The organism is Planctomycetota bacterium (assembly GCA_016125255.1).
Classification (GTDB): domain Bacteria; phylum Planctomycetota; class Phycisphaerae; order Phycisphaerales; family Zrk34; genus RI-421.
Map to the genome: position 1 here is coordinate 1 of WGMD01000002.1, position 16,732 is coordinate 16,732.

Here is a 16,732-nt window from a genome sequence, read left to right on the forward strand (position 1 = left end):
CGTGCCACCGAAGTAATTGACGATGTCCTCGTCGTCGTACGAATCGGGCGTGAAGATAGCGTCATCGTGCGGCTGCGGAACCTCACGCCATGCGTTGTCTACCCGTTGGATGACAAGTTGAGCGTCCAAAGTCGCCTAACAGTGATTGTACGTGAATCGATCAGATAGTAGAGTAAAGTGGCTTGATGGGGATGTCAAGACGAATCGTTGTTTGGATATAGAGAAAATCGCACGGCGGCGGGGTGGAGATTCATATTGACAAATGTAATTGCCAAAACCATAATCCAAACAAATGAAGCTGCTGGATCAACTCGGGGAGCGGCTGCGCGTGCTGCATTATTCGTTTCGGACGGAGCAGGCGTATCGCAAGTGGGTTGAGCGGTATTTGCGATTCCTCAAGGAGCGACATCCGCAAAAGCAGTGGGTGCATCCGACGGCCCCGCCGCCGGACGGCGGCGAGGCGGGGATCGAGGCGTTTTTGACCTATCTGGCGACGCGGCGGTGCGTATCGGCTTCGACGCAGAATCAGGCGCTCAATGCGCTGGTGTTCCTCTACAAGCAGGTGCTCGAAACGGAATTGGGCCGGTTCGAGACGGAGCGGGCCAAGCGGCCGGCGCGCGTGCCGGAGGTTTTGTCACGCCGGCAGGTCGGGCAATTGATGGGGGCGATGGATCAGGCGGCGGGCGCGCCCGCAAGCGTGAGCGCGTCGTATGCGCTGATGGTGGAGCTGATGTACGGGGCGGGGTTGCGATTGATGGAGGCGTGCCGGTTGCGGGTCAAGGACATTGACGTGGAGGCGCGGCGGTTGACGGTGCGGGATGGGAAAGGGGCGAAGGATCGGGTGGTGATGCTGCCGGAGCGATGTGCGGAGGCGATGGCGCGGCAGATCGAGGCGCGGCGGATGCAGCACGAGAGCGACATGCGGCGAGGCGATGGATATGTGCCGCTGCCGTTTGCGCAGGCGATCAAGGAGCCGGGCGCGATGCGGGGGCTGGCGTGGCAATATGTATTTGCGGCGGCGCGGTTGACGGACTGGCCGGTCGAGCGGCTGTTGATGGAGGGCGAACGGGAGGCGAGGGAGTTTACGCTCGATGCGGATCAGCTTGCGCGCTTGGGATTGGCGGGGATCGCCACGGTGCGCGTGCGGCGGCACGTCCACGAGGCGGCGCTGCAGGGGGCGGTGCGACGGGCGCTGTTGGGTTTGGATTTTGCGCAGCGGGCGAGTTGTCACACCTTGCGTCATTCGTTTGCGACGCATCTGCTCGAGGATGGGTACGACATTCGGACGGTGCAGGAATTGATGGGGCATCGGGATGTGAAGACGACGCAGATTTATCTGCACGTGATGGGCAGCGGGCCGCGGGGTGTGATGGGCGTGCGGAGCCCGCTGGATCGGGCGGGGGAGATGATGCGGTTGTGAAGGGCGCGGGCGGGGTGCGGGTCGGCGGGTAAAGCGGGACATGGCAAAAGTCGGCGCACAGGAGTTTCGTTTTTCGCGCACCGGCGTGGCGAGAAGCGCACGGGCGCGGCGGATTGCGCATGGAGGTGACGCGGAGTGATCATAAGTTCTTAAAAATCGCGCATGGGGGTGGCGCGTGTTGCCGCGGCGGTGCGCACCGGCGCGCCGATGCGCGCAGCAAGTGCGGGTTGAGCGGGCAATTGATGGCGCAGGGGCAAGTACGCGGCGCGGATGGGCCGGTGCGCGGGGGGATTGGGAAGGGGTGATTTTTGCGCGACGCCGCTTGCGGGGGGATTACTTGAGGGGGATGCCGAAGAAGCTCGAGGGTTTGCCCGGCTTGTCGTCCTGGCCGGGGGTGCGGACGAGGAGGAGTTTGTCGTCGGCGGGACGGAGCTCGACGGATTCGTAGACGGCGTCGAGTGCTTCGCCGGCGAGGGCGAGGGTGGTGTTGATGCGGTCGTGGTAGATGCCGGTGATGGCGGTTTGGGAGCCCTTCCAGTGGAGGACGGGCTGATCGTTGATGAGGACGGCGACGTCGGCGAGTTCGCCGATGGTGCTCACGGCGGCGTGGATGCGGTAGAGGTGATCGGGGGCCGGGGGGAGGTCGCCCTTGGCGGGAGAGCGGGCGGCGGGTCGGCCGTCGATCTCGGCGAGCGCGGCGTAGCGCAGGTCCGGTTGAATCACGAGGGCGACGTCGGCCTGACCGACGGGCAGGACAAGCTGGACGATGCCGGCGGCGTGCCGGACGCGCACGTCCAGCTCGTAATTGCCCTGAATTAAGAGGGGAATCTGCACGGCGGACTTGGCGCCGTTGATGGACTTGAGGTGCAGGCCGGCGTCGGAGACGTTCGCCATCGTGGCGGCGATGACGTCCTTTTCGAGGTTGATGAGCGGGAGGAGTTCGATGGTCTGCCCGATGGGCGAGGCGGCTTGGGCGACCGGCGGTTCGGGCCTCAGCGGTTTGGCGGGCTCGGGTTTGGGCTCGGACTTGGGCTCGGGCTTGGGCTCGGGCTTGGGCTCGGGTTTGGGCTCGGACTTGGGCTCGGGTTTGGGCTCGGATGCGGGCGGCGATAAGGTGACGGGCCTGGGGTTGTCACGCGGGGGCACGGGGTGCGGTTTGACCTGCGGCGCATCCGGTTCAGGGTGTTTGGGCGTGGAAATGTCGGCGACCTGAACGGCGGCGGCGGGCATGCGATGCGTCAACCGCACCGCGTCCGCCTCGGCGAAATCGCCCCATTCCGTGAGCAAAAGCTTGAGCAGCGGCCCGGCGTCATCGTAATTGCGATCCGCGATGAGCGATTCGATCGAAGCTACATCCCTGGCGTACTGATCGCGCAGCTCATCAATGAGGCGCGGCAGATCTGCGGCGAAGGGTTCGCGCGGGGCGTGCCGCAGCGAACGCTCAAGCAGACGCAGCGCTTCACCGGGCTGACCCTGACGGCTGATTTCACGGGCGGTGATGTAGTCGGGTTTGGCCTGCGAGGCGAGGGGCATGTCCAGGGCGTCGATCCCGCGTCGAAGGTAGTCGGGGTCGAGCGTCTGCGCGGCGGAGCCGGGGCGCTCGATGTAGGTCACGCTGGAGAAGGCCTGCTGCTGGTAGAGACTGGAGATGTACTGGATGTTGGTGTGACGCGGGTCGGCGGCGCCGGCGACGAAGACCCACCGGTTTCGCCGGGCGCGCTTGACGGTCAGGCCATCGAAGTTGTGGAGGAAGGAGGGCTCAAGCTGCTCGGTGTTTTGCCAGGGAATGCGGTAGGCCAGATAGCTGGCGGCGTCGCCGAGGCAGAGGCATCCGGCAAGCTGCTCGGGTTCGAGGAAGGCGACCTGCGAAGCGATGCGCGCCCCGCCGAGGTGACCGGCGATGTAGATGCGGTCGGGGTCCAGATGGTAGCCGGCGTTTTTGATAAGGGTCAGGGCTTCGAGGGCCAGGGCGTGACGCCAGAGGGGCGGGGCGGCGTCGCCGGCGTCGTCGGGGCTGATCCAGATGAGGCGTTTATCAGCGAGCGGAAGTGCGAAGTTGCGCGGGGGGTCGGCGGAAGCGGTGCTGGTGACGAAGACGACGACGCCATAGAGCTGATCGGGCGTGTAGTCGTCGGGGACGTGCACGGACCAGGTGAGCGGATGCTGCGGGGCGTGCGTGCCGGGCGGGAGTTTGCCATCGCCGGCGGGGCTCATGAGCGTGTCCAGATCGTCGCCGCGCACGTTGATCCCGTAGCGATCGAGGACGTGACCGGCCAGCGGCGCGGGCAGACGATCGACCGCCAGTTTGAAGGGGCCGACCTTGGGGGCGTCGGCGGCGCGGAGCATGGCGCTGATGACGCAAAGGCAGAGCATCATCAGCGGCGCGATGCGCGCGTGGCGATGACGGGCTCGGGGAGGATGTGCGGATTGTTGAAGCATGGCGGGTACCGGAATGATAGACGTTTGAAGCCCGGGCTTATTCGAGGCGAATTTCAAAGAGAGTATAGACCTCTCACGCCCGGCATCGCCGGATTTACGCGAAAACAACGTGGTTTATCACCGGCGGCGGCGCTACATTGGGGGATGCCGATGCGATGGATCATGTTGGTTTGGACCCTGATGCTCGCGACCGGGCCGGCGATCGCACGGGCGGACACGGCGGCGCAGATGGCGGCGCTGGCGAAGGAGTTTCCCACCGGCACGTACCTGCGCGTCAGCGAGCATTACCTGATGGTGTACGACACGGCGCACCCGGCGGCGGACGGACGCATTGATCTCCTTGAGCGGATGTACGCGGCGTTTTATTCAAAGATGAAGGCGGCGGGATTTGCGCCTCAGCCGATCGGGGAACGCATGGTCAGCGTGCTGTTCAAGGATCACGCGGCGTACCTTCAGTACGGGCAGGCGGTCGACGGCGACGACATGTCGGGCGCGAGCGGGTACTACTCGCCGCGCACCAACCGCATCGCCATGTTCAACAACGCCGACAACCCGCAGTTCGCCCAGCTCAAGGCGCAGATGGCGGCGCTTCAGTCGCAGATCGCCGAAGCGGAGCGACGGGCGACGGCGGCGGGCGAGGCGGGCGATACGACTCTGGCGCAGCATCTTCGCACCGCGCGAGCCGGGGCGATCGAAAAGCTCACGGCGGCGCAGAATCAGTATCAGGCCATCGCCGGGCTCAACAATATCGCGCAGACGCTGCACGAAGCGACGCATCAACTGGCGTTCAACAGCGGGATCCAGTCGCGTTTTGTGCTCAATCCGTTCTGGCTGTCGGAGGGATTGGCGACGAATTTCGAGACGATGAACCCGGCCGTGCCGTTCGGGCCGGATGAGGACAATCGAGTGCGTCGTGTGGCGCTGAGCGCCGCCCGGCGGCGCGGTCACATCGAGCCGCTGCGTGCGTTCATCGCGCTCGTGCAGCCCGGTCAGATCGATGACGAGAAGCGCACCGAGCTTTACGGGCAGGCATGGGGCCTGTTTCATTTTCTGTATCAGACCCGACGGGACGCGCTGCGGAGTTACATGCGGACGCTGGCGAGCGGCGGCGCGGCGGGGAAGGACATGATCGGCGCGTTCGAGGCGGCGTTCGGGTCGATCAATGAAGTGGAGCAGGACTGGCGGCGGTTCGTCAGGTCGCTGGACTGATCTGGCAACCGGTGGAACGGATGGCGGGGAGCGAAGCGTCGTCGGCGGCGAGGGGCCAGACGCCCAGATCCAAATCGTCCGGAAGCTGCGCGTGCAGGGCCCGATCGATCTGACTGAGCACGCGATCTTCATCCGCGCCGGCGTCGAGCGTGACCACCAGCACCAGAGCCGCCGGATCAACCATGCCCTTGATGAACACCTCCGGCAGATGGGCCTCGCGAATCTGCGGGACCGCCTCGACCGCCCGCCGCACGGCATCGAGTACATGCTCGGGCACCGGCGCCTGCGGAGCGCCCACCATGGCGGTCGTCGTGACTTTCAGCTCCGTTCCCTGCATATGCGTCTCCCGGAAAAGGGGTCGGTGCGATTGTAAAGGATGATGGCACGTTTGGGCAATCGGAAATACCCGGATTGTCTTGACCGCCGGCCGGCGCGTTCCTAGACTTGCCCCTCCACGGAGATCGTCATGCCCGCTTTCGCCATGAACACCGCCTGTTGTTGTCCGTGTCCCTGCGGGGGCGGTCGGTGTGGCTGTCGGGCGATGTGAATTCCCGTCCGTCGGACTCCTTCCCGCTCTCGCTCTGACGCCTCGCCTCGGTTTTCGGGGTGCTGGTGACGTTTGGGCCAAATGACTATAATGGGACCCCTGCGGTACGATTCAAAACTCCACGTTCCGACTACAACACAAAGTTTCATGCTTGCGGCGGCCGATGCGTCGCCGGATGGTACAGGAGCTAATGCTCATGAGCACAGCGACTTGGAAAGACGCCCTCGCCTCGAAAATGCCCGAGAAGATGGCCCACGAAATCGACATCTTCGAAGCCCAGATGCAGCTTAAAAAGCAGGGCAAGATCGAGGACAAGGTCTTCGCCGAAACGCGCCTGCGCCGCGGGGCCTACGGGCAGCGGTATGACAACGGGCAGCGCCACGACGGCGAAAAGACGCAGAAGCTCAACTTCCCCTGCGGCGATCTGACCAAGGGGCATGAAACGGTCTGGGACGCGCCGGGGATGCAGCGGATCAAGATTCCCTACGGCGGATGGACGCCGGAGCAGATGGACGTGCTGGCCGCGCTCGCCGAGGAATACTCCGACGGCATTCTGCACGTCACCACCCGCCAGGACATTCAGCTTCATTATGTCCACATCGAAGACACGCCCGACCTGATGCGCCGCCTCGCGGCCGTCGGCATCACGACGCGCGAGGCCTGCGGCAACAGCGTCCGCAACATCACCGGCTGCCCGCTCGCCGGCGTGTGCAAGACTGAAGCGTTCGACTTCTCGCCGTATGCCAAGGCGATGATGGAGTTCCTGCTCGGTCACCCGGACGTGCAGGACTTCGGCCGCAAGTTCAAGCCGGCGTTCTCGGGCTGCGAGCACGAAGCGTGCGGCCTCGTGAACATGCACGACTCGGGCTACATCACGAAAATCAAGGACGGCAAGCGCGGCTTCGCCGTCTACGTCGGCGGCGGGCTGGGCGCGGTGCCGCATGATGCGAAACTGCTCAGCGAGTTCACGCCCGAAGAGGAACTTCTGCCGCAGACGCAGGCGATCGCCCGCGTGTTCGCCCGTCTCGGTGAAAAGAAGAACCGCAACAAGGCGCGCATCAAATTCCTCGTCGCCAAGCTCGGCATCGATGAGTTCCGCCGACTTGTCGAGGAAGAACGCAAGACGCTGCCGCACGATGATCGGTGGACCGCTTACCTCGCGAACATCGACCGCGCCGCGGAAAAGCCCCTCAAGGATGCAGTCAAGTTGTCGACCTCGGCGGCGTCGCTGCCGGCGGGCTTTGAAGCTTGGGCCAGGACCAACACGTATGCTCAGCGTCAGGCCGGTTACGCCGTCGTGACCATCACGCTGCCCTTGGGCGACATCACTGCTGATCAGACCCGCGCTTTGGCGAATATCGCCCGCAAATACTGCGGCGATCACTCCCGCACGACCGTCGAGCAGAACCTCGTCCTCCGTTGGATCAGCGAAGCCGATCTGCCCGCGGTATACGACGAACTGAAGGCGATCGGGCTGGCGCAGCCGGGGGCGAGTCAGATTGTCGACATCGTCGCATGCCCGGCGACGGATACGTGCAAGCTGGGCATCGCCAGCTCGCGCGGCCTCGGGGCCGAGCTTCGCAGCCGGCTCATCGCCCAGCGCGACACGCTCGCCGACGAAATCGCCAAGCTGCATATCAAGATCAGCGGCTGCTTCAATAGCTGCGGCCAGCATCATGTGGCGGACCTGGGCTTTTATGGCAACAGCCGCAAGGTCGGCAATTACACGGTGCCGCATTTTCAGGTGGTCGTCGGCGGACAGTGGGACGAAAACGCCGGGACATACGGGCTCGCCGTCGGGTCCGTGCCGAGTAAGGCGATTCCCAAGGTCGTCGAACTGCTGACCGGCGAATACGTCGCGCACCGCAAGGCGGAGGACACGTTCCGCACATACTTCGACGGGCTGGGCAAGAAGGCGGTCCGCGCCCTGATCGAGCCCCTGATGAAAGTGCCCGACTACACGGAGGACCCGTCGTTCTACACCGACTGGGGCGACCCGCGCGAGTTCACGATCGGCGACATGGGCGTGGGCGAATGCGCCGGCGAAATCGTCAGCGTGTTCTCGATGGAAATCTCCAAGGCCGAGTCGGAGGCGTTCGATGCACAGGTCGCGCTCGATGAGGGCGACGCGAAGAAGGCGGATCAGATGGCGTACAACGCCATGATCATGGCGGCTCAGGCGCTGGTGCGCGTGCAGTATCAGGACATCACCAACGACCCGCAGCAGATCGTCGATGAGTTCCGCAAGCGGTACTTCGACACGGAGCTGTTCTTCGACAAGTACGCCAAGGGCAAGTTCGCCGAGATGCTTTTTACGCGTCACGAAAGCCCCAAGGCCGACCCCTCGATGGATGATGCGCATCACACGATTGAGGAAGCTCAGCTTTTCATCGAGGCGTGTCACGCCTGCGAGATGCGGCTCGGGGCCGCGCCGCTGGGGCAGGTCAAGGTGTAACGGAATCGACGGACCGGAATCTCATAAGGTTGACATCATGCAGCTTCAACGCATCAGTGCGAAGTTTTATCTGGCCGACCCGCGGTCGCTCGATCTGGCGAAGATCACGCCGGTGTTTCACCGGTGGATACGCGCCGCGGCGGTCGAGGGGATGCTCATCGACGTGGCGACGTACGCCCATTTGCCCGACGGGCCGGGCATCGTGCTCGTCGGACACGAAGGCGATTACGCGATCGACATGAGCGAAGGCCGGCCGGGCTTCCGGTACGAGCGCAAGCGCGATCGGGCGGAGTCGGTGCGGGATCAGCTTCGGCTGGTGCTGCGGCTGGCGCTGATCGGAGCGGCGAAGATGATCGATGACCATGACCCGCACGGGCCGGTGCCGATCCGTTCGGACGAAGCGCTGATCACGATTTCCGACCGCCTGCGGGCGCCGAACACCGACGCGGCGTTCAAGACGCTGCGCAGCGATATCGAGGCGGTGCTGTCGGAAATCTATGGCGAAACGCATGTGATGATTCAGCGCGAAGCGGGCGAGCCCAGTGCGCCGCTGCGCATCCGCGTCAGCGCTCCCAAGGCCCTGTCGATCGCCGCGCTGGCGTCGGCGACTGTGAGCTGAATGGACCCATGACCAAAGCCGCCGCCCAACTTGAAGCCGGACCGATCGCGATCGACGCGGCGCGCGCGGGCGGCGTGCTGGGCGCGGTGGGCAACACGCCGCTGTTCGAGCTGAAGCGCATCGGCGCCGAGGTCGCGCCGGTGCGGATCTTCGCCAAGGCCGAGTGGTTCAACCCCGGCGGGTCGGTGAAGGATCGGCCCGCATTGAACATGCTCCTCGACGGCGAACGCCGCGGCGCGCTCAACAAGAACAAGACGATCCTCGACGCCACCAGCGGCAACACCGGCATCGCCTACGCCATGTTCGGCGCGGCAATGGGCTATCGCGTCAAGCTTTGTTTACCGTCGATCGCCGGCAAACTGCACAAGCGGATTCTGCGGGCCTACGGCGCCGAGATTGTCGAAACGCCCGGGGCCGAAGCGTCCGACGGCGCGATTCGCGAGGCGATCCGCCTCTACGAATCCGACCCCGACGCCTACTTCTACCCCGATCAGTACAACAACGACGCCAACTGGCTCGCGCATTATCACGGGACGGGTGTGGAAATCTGGAACCAGACACGCGGGGAAGTCACGCACTTCGTCGCGGGCCTCGGCACCAGCGGGACCTTCACCGGCATCACCCGCCGGCTCAAAGACTATTCGCCGTCCATCAAGTGCATCAGCGTGCAGCCGGACACGCCGCTGCATGCGCTCGAAGGATGGAAGCATATGCCCACGTCGATCAAGCCGGGCTTTTACGATCCGTCGCTCGCCGATGAAAATCGCGAAGTGCGGACCGAGGACGCGCAGGTCATGATCCGTCGCCTCGCCGCCGAGGAAGGTCTGCTTGTCAGCGCCAGCGCCGCCGCGGCGGTGCACAGCGCGCTTCAGGTCGCCAAGGAGATCGAGCGCGGCACAGTGGTAACCGTCATGGCGGACAATGCGTCCAAGTATCTGGATCATTTGAATATTTGAAGCCGAACGCGGGGCGTTGCCCCGCCGCTAAACGGACAGACGACGATGACCCTGATGCTCACACCCGAACATGACCAAGCGATCCGCTCCCATGGCGAGCGGGCGTTTCCGCATGAATGCTGCGGGTTTTTGCTGGGAAAGGTCGTCGAGGGCGTTTACCGCGTCGCCCGGGTGATGCCCGCCGCCAACAGCCGCGGCGAGGAGGAGAAGCACAACCGCTTCACCATCACGCCCGAGGCCAGCTACCTCGCCGAGAAAGCCGCTCGAAAAGAGAAACTCGACATCATCGGCCACTATCATTCCCACCCCAATCACCCGGCCCGGCCCAGTCAATATGATCTGGACCATGCGACCTGGCCCGGGTCGGCCTTCGCCATCGTGTCGGTGATGAAGGGCCGGGCGGAGCTGATGACAAGCTGGCTGCTCGCCGCCGATCGCAGCCGCTTCGACCCGCAGGCCATTGAAATCGAACAGCATCAGGAGACCTGATCATGCCCGTGACCGTGATGATTCCCACCGCCCTGCGCACCTACGCCGACGGGCACGACAGCGTCGACATCGCCGGCGCGACCGTCGGCGACGTGCTCGCCAAGCTCGCGCAGAAATTCCCCAACCTCCGCCCGCATCTGTTCTCCGACGCCGGCGAGCTGCGCAACTTCGTCAACGTGTTCGTCAATGATGACAACATCCGCGACAAGCAGCAGACCAGGACGAGCGTCAAAGACGGCGACGAACTGGCGATCGTGCCCGCCGTCGCCGGCGGAGCGGATGTTGAGGCGGCGCCCGTGTCGCTCAACGCCGACGAGATCAAGCGGTACAGCCGGCACCTGATCCTGCCGGAAGTGGGCATGGATGGGCAGAAGAAGCTCAAGGCCGCGAGCATCCTGCTCATCGGCACCGGCGGGCTGGGCGCGCCGCTGGGCATGTACCTCGCCGCCGCCGGGGTCGGACGCCTCGGCCTCGTTGACTTCGACGTCGTCGATTTCTCCAACCTACAGCGGCAGGTGATTCACGGCACGTCCAACGTGGGCCAGCCCAAGATCAAATCCGCCGAAGCCCGCATCCGCGACATCAATCCGCACGTGCAGCTCGACCTCTACGAAGAGCCCTTCACGAGCGAAAACGCCTTTCGCATCGCTGAAAACTACGACATCATCATCGACGGAACCGACAACTTCCCGACACGCTATCTCGTCAATGACGTGTCCGTCATGCTGGGCAAGCCCAATGTGTATGGCGCGATCTTCCGCTTCGACGGACAGGCGAGCGTGTTCGGTTATGCCGACGGGCCGTGCTACCGCTGCCTGTACCCCGAGCCGCCGGAGCCGGGGCTGGTCCCGAGCTGCGCCGAAGGCGGCGTGCTGGGCGTGCTGCCGGGCATCGTCGGTCTGATTCAGGCCACCGAAGCGATCAAGATCATTCTCGGTCAGGGCAAGACGCTGTCCGGCCGACTGCTCATGTTCGACGCGCTGGGCATGAAGTTCCGCGAGATGAAAATCCGCAAGGACCCCGCCTGCCCTGTCTGCGGCGAGAACCCCACCATCACCGAACTGATCGACTACAAGGAATTCTGCGGCATGCCGCAGGAGGAAAAGAGCGTCGAGAAGGAAGCACAGATGCAAAAGCAAAGCGATTGGGACATTTCCGTGCAGGACCTCAAGAAGCTGCGCGACTCGGGCGCGAAGTTCACGCTCATCGACGTCCGCGAGCCGCACGAGTACGACATCTGCCACCTCGGCGGCAAGCTCATCCCGCTCGGGACGCTCAACGCCAAGATCGGCGAACTCAAGAAGGACGACCACATCGTCGTGCACTGCCGCTCCGGCGGCCGCTCGGCCAAGGCCGTCAACGCCATGCGCGCCGCCGGCTTCAAGAACGTCTGGAACGTCAACGGCGGCATCCTCGCCTGGAGCGACCAGGTCGACCCGAACGTGCCCAAGTATTGAAGCAAAAGCTTTGGCCACGAAGGTGCGAAGACGCGAAGGAAGGCAAAAGACATGAGCGAGAGACAGTTCAAGGCCTTCTGGCTTGCTTAGCGCTTTCGTGGCTAGTCTGATTTGAAAGGAAACCACCATGTCCCTCCAACTCGGCGACATCGCACCTGATTTCACCGCTCAATCCACCGCCGGCCCGATCGAGTTTCACAAGTGGCTCGGCGACGGATGGGGCATTCTCTTTTCGCACCCCAAGGACTACACGCCTGTCTGCACCACTGAGCTGGGCACGATGTCCAAACTGACCGGCGAATTCACCAAGCGCAACACGAAGGTGCTTGCCGTCAGCGTCGATCCGCTCGACTCGCACGCCGGCTGGGTCAATGACATCAATGAAGTCTGCGACACGAAAGTCGAATACCCGCTGCTGGCGGACCCGGATCGCAAGGTGGCGAATCTGTACGGCATGATTCACCCCAACGCGAGCGACACACTGACCGTGCGCAGCGTGTTCATCATCGGGCCCGACAAGAAGGTCAAGCTCATGCTGACCTACCCGGCGTCGACCGGCCGGAACTTTGACGAAATCCTCCGTGTGCTCGACTCGCTTCAGCTCACCGCCAAACATAAGCTGGCGACCCCCGCGAACTGGAAGCAAGGCGAGGACGCCATCATCGTCCCCGCCGTGTCCAACGACGAGGCGGCGAAGCTCTTTCCCAAGGGTTTCCGGCAGGTCAAACCGTATCTGCGCTTCACGCAGACGCCGTGAATTTCCGGAGGCGGGGGGACTTAAGTCCCCCCGTCTTGCATTGACCCGGAGGCCCATTTCGCATAGACTATGGGCCTGACAACCGAATACGGATCGTCTTATCAAGAGCGGCGGAGGGACTGGCCCTGTGAAGCCGCGGCAACCGCTCGGAGCGTCTCATCCACGACTCCGGGGCTAGGTGCCAACTCCAGCCCTGTTTCGACGAATCGAAACGGGGGCAGATAAGCGGCTCAAAGCTTCCGCGCTCAAAGCCCCATCTTGTCTGCCCCTTCAAGGGCCTGCAAGATAGGGCTTTTTTCATTGACAGGTGCATCAGCGATGACGACTCAGACCAGCGGCTTTTTCAAGGGACTCAAGTGTCGCGAATGCGGCAAGACCTACCCGGCGGATGTCCGCTACGTGTGCGAGGAATGCTTCGGTCCCGTCGAGGTCGATTACGACTACGACGCGATCAAGAAAGTGCTCACGCGGCAGCTCATCGAATCGCGCGGGCACAATATGTGGCGATACAAGGAACTGCTCCCGGTGGACGGCGAAGTGACGGTCGGCCCGGACGTGGGCTATACGCCGCTGGTCAAGGCCGATCGGCTCGCCGCGGCGCTGGGCGTCAAGACTGTCTACGTCAAGAATGACACCGTCAACTATCCCACGCTCAGCTTCAAGGACCGCGTCGTCTCCGTCGCGCTGACCCGCGCCAAGGAATTCGGCTACGAGACCGTCGGCTGCGCTTCGACGGGCAACCTCGCCAACTCCGTCGCCGCCAACGCCGCCGCCGCCGGGCTCAAGGCGTTCGTGATCATCCCCAGCGATCTGGAAGTCGGCAAGATCATCGGCTCGCTGATTTACGGGGCTCACGTCGTCGGCGTCGACGGCACGTATGACAATGTCAATCGTCTGTGCAGCGAGATCGCGGGGCGATACAACTGGGCGTTCGTGAATGTGAACATGCGGCCGTACTACGCCGAGGGGTCCAAGACGATGGGCTATGAGATCGCGGAGCAGCTCGGCTGGGAGCTGCCGGATCAGGTGGTCAGTCCGATGGCCGGCGGGTCGCTGATCTGCAAGCTCGACAAGGCGTTCAAGGAGCTGACGAAGCTCGGGCTCGTCAAGGGCAAGCCGGTGAAGATTTACGGGGCGCAGGCGGAAGGTTGTGCGCCGATCGTGAACATGGTCAAGGACGAAGCGGACTGGATCAAACCGATCCGCAAGCCCAATACGATCGTCAAGAGTCTGGCGATCGGCGACCCGGCGGATGGTCCGTACGCCGCGGCGACGATGCGTCAGTCGGGCGGATGGGGCGAGAATCCCAATGACAAGGAAGTCGTGGCGGGCATTCGCCTGCTGGCCGAGACGACGGGCATCTTCGCGGAAACCGCCGGCGGGACGACCGTCGCGGCAGCGAAGCGGCTCATCGAATCGGGCCGCATCGACCGTAACGGATCGCTCGTGTTGTGCATCACAGGCAACGGCCTGAAAACGAAGGAGGCCGTCAGCGGCGAGTTCAAGGCGATCGACACGATCAAGCCCTCGCTCGCCGAGTTCGACGCGCTCTTGGAAAAATCGAATCAGACCACTCAAGAGGAAGTCCCATCATGCCGGTAACCGTTCTGATCCCCACCCCGCTGCGCAAGCTCACCAATGAGCAGGAGACGGTCAGCGCCGAAGGCGAGACCGTGGCGGCGGTCATCGCGTCGCTTCAAGCCGAGTTCCCTGGTCTCAAGGAGCGTCTTTGCGACGAGAAGGGCGCGCTGCGCCGCTTCGTCAACGTCTTCCTTAACGGGGAGGACATCCGTTTCGCCGACGGACCGCGGACCGCGGTCAAGGACGGCGACGAGCTTTCGATCATCCCGGCCATCGCCGGCGGCTGACCCCCGGACCCCCGGAATGTAGGTGGGGCGTCGCCCGTGATGGCGGATTGGCATCGTCTACAATGGCTATCGTGGAATACACCACCGAAGCTCAACAAGCGCAGGCCCGGCTGGCCGAGGCGGCACAGCGGCTCGACGCCGCCCCGCCGCAGGACATTCTGCGCTGGGCCGTCGAAAACTATCGCGGCGCCATCTCCCTGGCGTGCAGCTTCGGCATGCAGTCCGTCGCCATCATCGACATGCTCGCGCAAGGCAACTGGCTCAAGGACGTCGAAGTCTTCTACCTCGACACCGGCGTCCTCTTCGCCGAGACGCATCAGACCCGGCTCAAAATCCAGCAACGCTACGGCTTCCGCGCCATCCGCGTCTCGTCGGACATGAGCTGGGAGGAACAGCAGCAGAAATTCGGCGGCCACCTCTACGAGCGCGGCGTCGAAGGCGTCAACCAGTGCTGCGAAATCCGCAAGAACGAGCCGACACGCCGCTACCTCACCGGCAAAAAAGCATGGATCACCGGCATGCGCCGCGCCCATTCGTCCAACCGCTCGCGCGTCGGCGTCGTCGGATGGGACGCCAAGCATGAACTGGTCAAGATCAACCCCGTCGCCGCCATCGACGACGCCACCATCTGGGGCTACATCAAGGCCAACAACGTCCCCTACAACCCGCTCTACGATCAGGGCTACCCGTCCATCGGCTGCAACACCCCCGTCTGCACCCGCCCCGTCGCCCCCGGCGAAGACCCCCGCGCCGGCCGCTGGGCCGGCATGAGCAAAACCGAGTGCGGCATCCACCTCGACGGCCAACAAATCAAATCCCTCGACGGGTCACAACTCTAACCGCACCAAAGACAAAGCCCGCCGCAAGCGGCGGGCTTTGTCTTCACGACTCCACATACTTCGTCGGCACCGTCAACCATCGCGCACCCGCCAAACAGATCGCCATGCACACATAGCCGATGACCCATGCCCATGCCGGGTGCAGGTCGATGGCCGTGTCGGCGGGGGTCCAGCGGTAGCCGTGCATCAGGCCGGTCGCGCTGATGGCGGCGGCGATCAGGGCCCAGCACGCGGCGGCGAGAAACCGCCGCTCGATGATCATGACGACCATCGCGGCGAGAATCATCGCCGTCAGAATGAACCCCTGTTCCAACGCCAGCGCGCCGCCGAGGTTCTGCCCCGCATTGGAAAAACCCGCGAGAATGTCGGCGGATTTATCAATGAACGACGGCCCATCCGGCGGCCCCATGCCGCCGACGCGCAGGCCGAGCTTCGCCATCAGCGCGCCCCATGTGACGATGCCCGGCAACAATCCGACGACGACGGCCGGGGCGTGCTGGCGCGGCGTGGCGGAGAACGCCTGCGCGGTGATCACGATGCCGATCCATAGCACAATCGCCATGCCCGCCTGCACCGGTGCGACATAAGCAATATGCGCCGCCGCGCCGGTCAGACAGATCGCCGTCATGAACGCGGCGTTGAGAATCGAGTACCCCGCTCGTGCGCCCATCTCTTTCCATCCCGGATGCCCGATGTAGATCGTCGTCGGGAAGCACGAGCCGAACAAGGCGGCGGCGATGGAGCCGATCCCGTTGACCGCCATCGACGGCGCGGTCGGAAAATGATCGCCCTCCGCCGCCGCCGATTCGATGTTCTGCATCGAACCGACGACGTTGAAAATCCCCATCGGAATGATGACCGACAGATACGTCAGCAGGTAGTCGCTCCGCAGCGCTTCGATGAGATCGCCGATGACCGGCACGGGCACGCGCAGCGACAATGATGTCGTCGGTTCAGGGCCCGGCGCCAGTCCCGTCGCCCAGCACAGCGCGATGCCGATGGCGACGGCGATGAGCCCGGCGGGCAAACCGAAGCGGAACTTCACCCGGCCGAAGTAGGCGATGAGGATGACGGCCAGCGTGGTGAGCCCGACGATCGGATGAGCATACGTGTCGAGCAGAAACGCGCCGCTGATGAAAACGATGGCGATGCCGGCGAGGGTGGACAAGAGAGCGGCGCGCGGGGTGAGGCGGCGGATGTGCTCGGCGATGAAGGAGCCGGCGAATTCGATCACGCCGCTGGCGAGACAGGCGATGAGTCCGGCGTGCCAGGCGGTGATCGCGGCGGCGCGGGCGCCTGCCCCGTTGCCCATCGCCGTCAGCTTCGCCGGCAGCATCACGAGAAAGATGTAGGCGAAGACGCTGGGCGTGTTGATGCCGTAAGGCAGGGCGCAGATGTCATCGCGGCCAAGCTTGTCGCCGAGCCGCTTGGCCTGCCACGCGTAAAACACATTCCCGATGATCAGCGACACCGCCACGCCCGGCAGCACGCGCCCCAGCAAAAGGTCATCGTCGAATCCCAGCACGAAGCGGCACAGCGACAGGATCACCAGAAGCTGCACCAGATTGTCCAGCGCCAGCCCGAAGAACCCATCGACATCCCCGCGCACGAACCATTTCATCGAACGACCGGTCATACCCAATCCTGTCCGCCTCGACTGTGTTCTCACCCCTGCCT

13 protein-coding genes and 1 riboswitch are annotated in these 16,732 nt (G+C 64.0%); of the genes, 11 read left to right on the forward strand and 2 right to left on the reverse strand.

Annotation, left to right across the window (positions count from 1 at the left end; genetic code table 11):
- Nucleotides 1-292 precede the first annotated feature (292 nt).
- Nucleotides 293-1,420 carry a tyrosine-type recombinase/integrase gene (locus tag GC162_01150; protein ID MBI1367239.1) on the forward strand — a complete coding sequence of 376 codons (1,128 nt, stop codon included), beginning with the start codon at nucleotides 293-295 and terminating at the stop codon, nucleotides 1,418-1,420.
- Nucleotides 1,421-3,343: 1,923 nt separating this feature from the next.
- Nucleotides 3,344-5,068, forward strand: coding sequence for a DUF1570 domain-containing protein (locus tag GC162_01155; GenBank protein ID MBI1367240.1), 1,725 nt, complete (start codon nucleotides 3,344-3,346; stop codon nucleotides 5,066-5,068).
- Here GC162_01155 and GC162_01160 read toward each other — a convergent pair.
- Nucleotides 5,052-5,405 (reverse strand): hypothetical protein, encoded by a 354-nt coding sequence (locus GC162_01160; protein ID MBI1367241.1) that lies wholly within the window; start codon nucleotides 5,403-5,405, stop codon nucleotides 5,052-5,054. The two genes, GC162_01155 and GC162_01160, sit on opposite strands and share 17 nt — an antisense overlap.
- Nucleotides 5,406-5,805: 400 nt before the next feature.
- Between GC162_01160 and GC162_01165 the strand changes: the two genes are divergently transcribed.
- From GC162_01165 to GC162_01205, 9 genes are all read left to right on the forward strand, one after another.
- Entirely contained in the window at nucleotides 5,806-8,070 is a 2,265-nt protein-coding gene (locus GC162_01165) for a nitrite/sulfite reductase (GenBank protein ID MBI1367242.1), read from the forward strand.
- A 37-nt stretch (nucleotides 8,071-8,107) separates the two neighbouring features.
- Entirely contained in the window at nucleotides 8,108-8,689 is a 582-nt protein-coding gene (locus GC162_01170) for a hypothetical protein (GenBank protein MBI1367243.1), read from the forward strand.
- An 8-nt stretch (nucleotides 8,690-8,697) separates the two neighbouring features.
- On the forward strand, nucleotides 8,698-9,645 hold the full coding sequence (locus tag GC162_01175; protein ID MBI1367244.1) for a pyridoxal-phosphate dependent enzyme: 948 nt from the start codon (nucleotides 8,698-8,700) through the stop codon (nucleotides 9,643-9,645).
- Nucleotides 9,646-9,699: 54 nt separating this feature from the next.
- A complete protein-coding gene (locus tag GC162_01180; GenBank protein MBI1367245.1) occupies nucleotides 9,700-10,134 on the forward strand; it encodes a hypothetical protein in 435 nt (144 codons plus the stop codon).
- A gap of 2 nt (nucleotides 10,135-10,136) precedes the next feature.
- Nucleotides 10,137-11,591 carry a molybdopterin-synthase adenylyltransferase MoeB gene (moeB, locus tag GC162_01185; GenBank protein MBI1367246.1) on the forward strand — a complete coding sequence of 485 codons (1,455 nt, stop codon included), beginning with the start codon at nucleotides 10,137-10,139 and terminating at the stop codon, nucleotides 11,589-11,591.
- Nucleotides 11,592-11,718: 127 nt separating this feature from the next.
- Nucleotides 11,719-12,348, forward strand: a complete 630-nt coding sequence (locus GC162_01190) for a peroxiredoxin (GenBank protein MBI1367247.1) — start codon at nucleotides 11,719-11,721, stop codon at nucleotides 12,346-12,348.
- Between the two features lie 95 nt (nucleotides 12,349-12,443).
- A riboswitch (SAM riboswitch) is annotated at nucleotides 12,444-12,576 on the forward strand.
- A gap of 90 nt (nucleotides 12,577-12,666) precedes the next feature.
- A complete protein-coding gene (locus tag GC162_01195; protein ID MBI1367248.1) occupies nucleotides 12,667-13,950 on the forward strand; it encodes a threonine synthase in 1,284 nt (427 codons plus the stop codon).
- Nucleotides 13,941-14,216 (forward strand): MoaD family protein, encoded by a 276-nt coding sequence (locus GC162_01200; GenBank protein ID MBI1367249.1) that lies wholly within the window; start codon nucleotides 13,941-13,943, stop codon nucleotides 14,214-14,216. Before GC162_01195 ends, GC162_01200 begins: the two co-directional genes overlap by 10 nt.
- 62 nt (nucleotides 14,217-14,278) lie before the next feature.
- Complete coding sequence (locus GC162_01205; protein MBI1367250.1) at nucleotides 14,279-15,055, forward strand: phosphoadenylyl-sulfate reductase; 777 nt, start codon at nucleotides 14,279-14,281, stop codon at nucleotides 15,053-15,055.
- Between the two features lie 43 nt (nucleotides 15,056-15,098).
- Here GC162_01205 and GC162_01210 read toward each other — a convergent pair whose 3' ends face one another.
- Nucleotides 15,099-16,676, reverse strand: a complete 1,578-nt coding sequence (locus GC162_01210; GenBank protein MBI1367251.1) for an NCS2 family permease — start codon at nucleotides 16,674-16,676, stop codon at nucleotides 15,099-15,101.
- Nucleotides 16,677-16,732 lie beyond the last annotated feature (56 nt).

Coding starts and splice junctions, on each gene's coding strand:
- GC162_01155 (MBI1367240.1), top strand. CDS start 3,344: ATGGTAGCCGGCGTTTTTGATAAGGGTCAGGGCTTCGAGGGCCAGGGC.
- GC162_01150 (MBI1367239.1), top strand. CDS start 293: ATGAAGCTGCTGGATCAACTCGGGGAGCGGCTGCGCGTGCTGCATTAT.
- GC162_01200 (MBI1367249.1), top strand. CDS start 13,941: ATGCCGGTAACCGTTCTGATCCCCACCCCGCTGCGCAAGCTCACCAAT.
- GC162_01160 (MBI1367241.1), bottom strand. CDS start 5,405: ATGCAGGGAACGGAGCTGAAAGTCACGACGACCGCCATGGTGGGCGCT.
- GC162_01190 (MBI1367247.1), top strand. CDS start 11,719: ATGTCCCTCCAACTCGGCGACATCGCACCTGATTTCACCGCTCAATCC.
- GC162_01195 (MBI1367248.1), top strand. CDS start 12,667: ATGACGACTCAGACCAGCGGCTTTTTCAAGGGACTCAAGTGTCGCGAA.
- moeB (MBI1367246.1), top strand. CDS start 10,137: ATGCCCGTGACCGTGATGATTCCCACCGCCCTGCGCACCTACGCCGAC.
- GC162_01210 (MBI1367251.1), bottom strand. CDS start 16,676: ATGAAATGGTTCGTGCGCGGGGATGTCGATGGGTTCTTCGGGCTGGCG.
- GC162_01165 (MBI1367242.1), top strand. CDS start 5,806: ATGCTCATGAGCACAGCGACTTGGAAAGACGCCCTCGCCTCGAAAATG.
- GC162_01170 (MBI1367243.1), top strand. CDS start 8,108: ATGCAGCTTCAACGCATCAGTGCGAAGTTTTATCTGGCCGACCCGCGG.
- GC162_01205 (MBI1367250.1), top strand. CDS start 14,279: ATGGCTATCGTGGAATACACCACCGAAGCTCAACAAGCGCAGGCCCGG.
- GC162_01180 (MBI1367245.1), top strand. CDS start 9,700: ATGCTCACACCCGAACATGACCAAGCGATCCGCTCCCATGGCGAGCGG.
- GC162_01175 (MBI1367244.1), top strand. CDS start 8,698: ATGACCAAAGCCGCCGCCCAACTTGAAGCCGGACCGATCGCGATCGAC.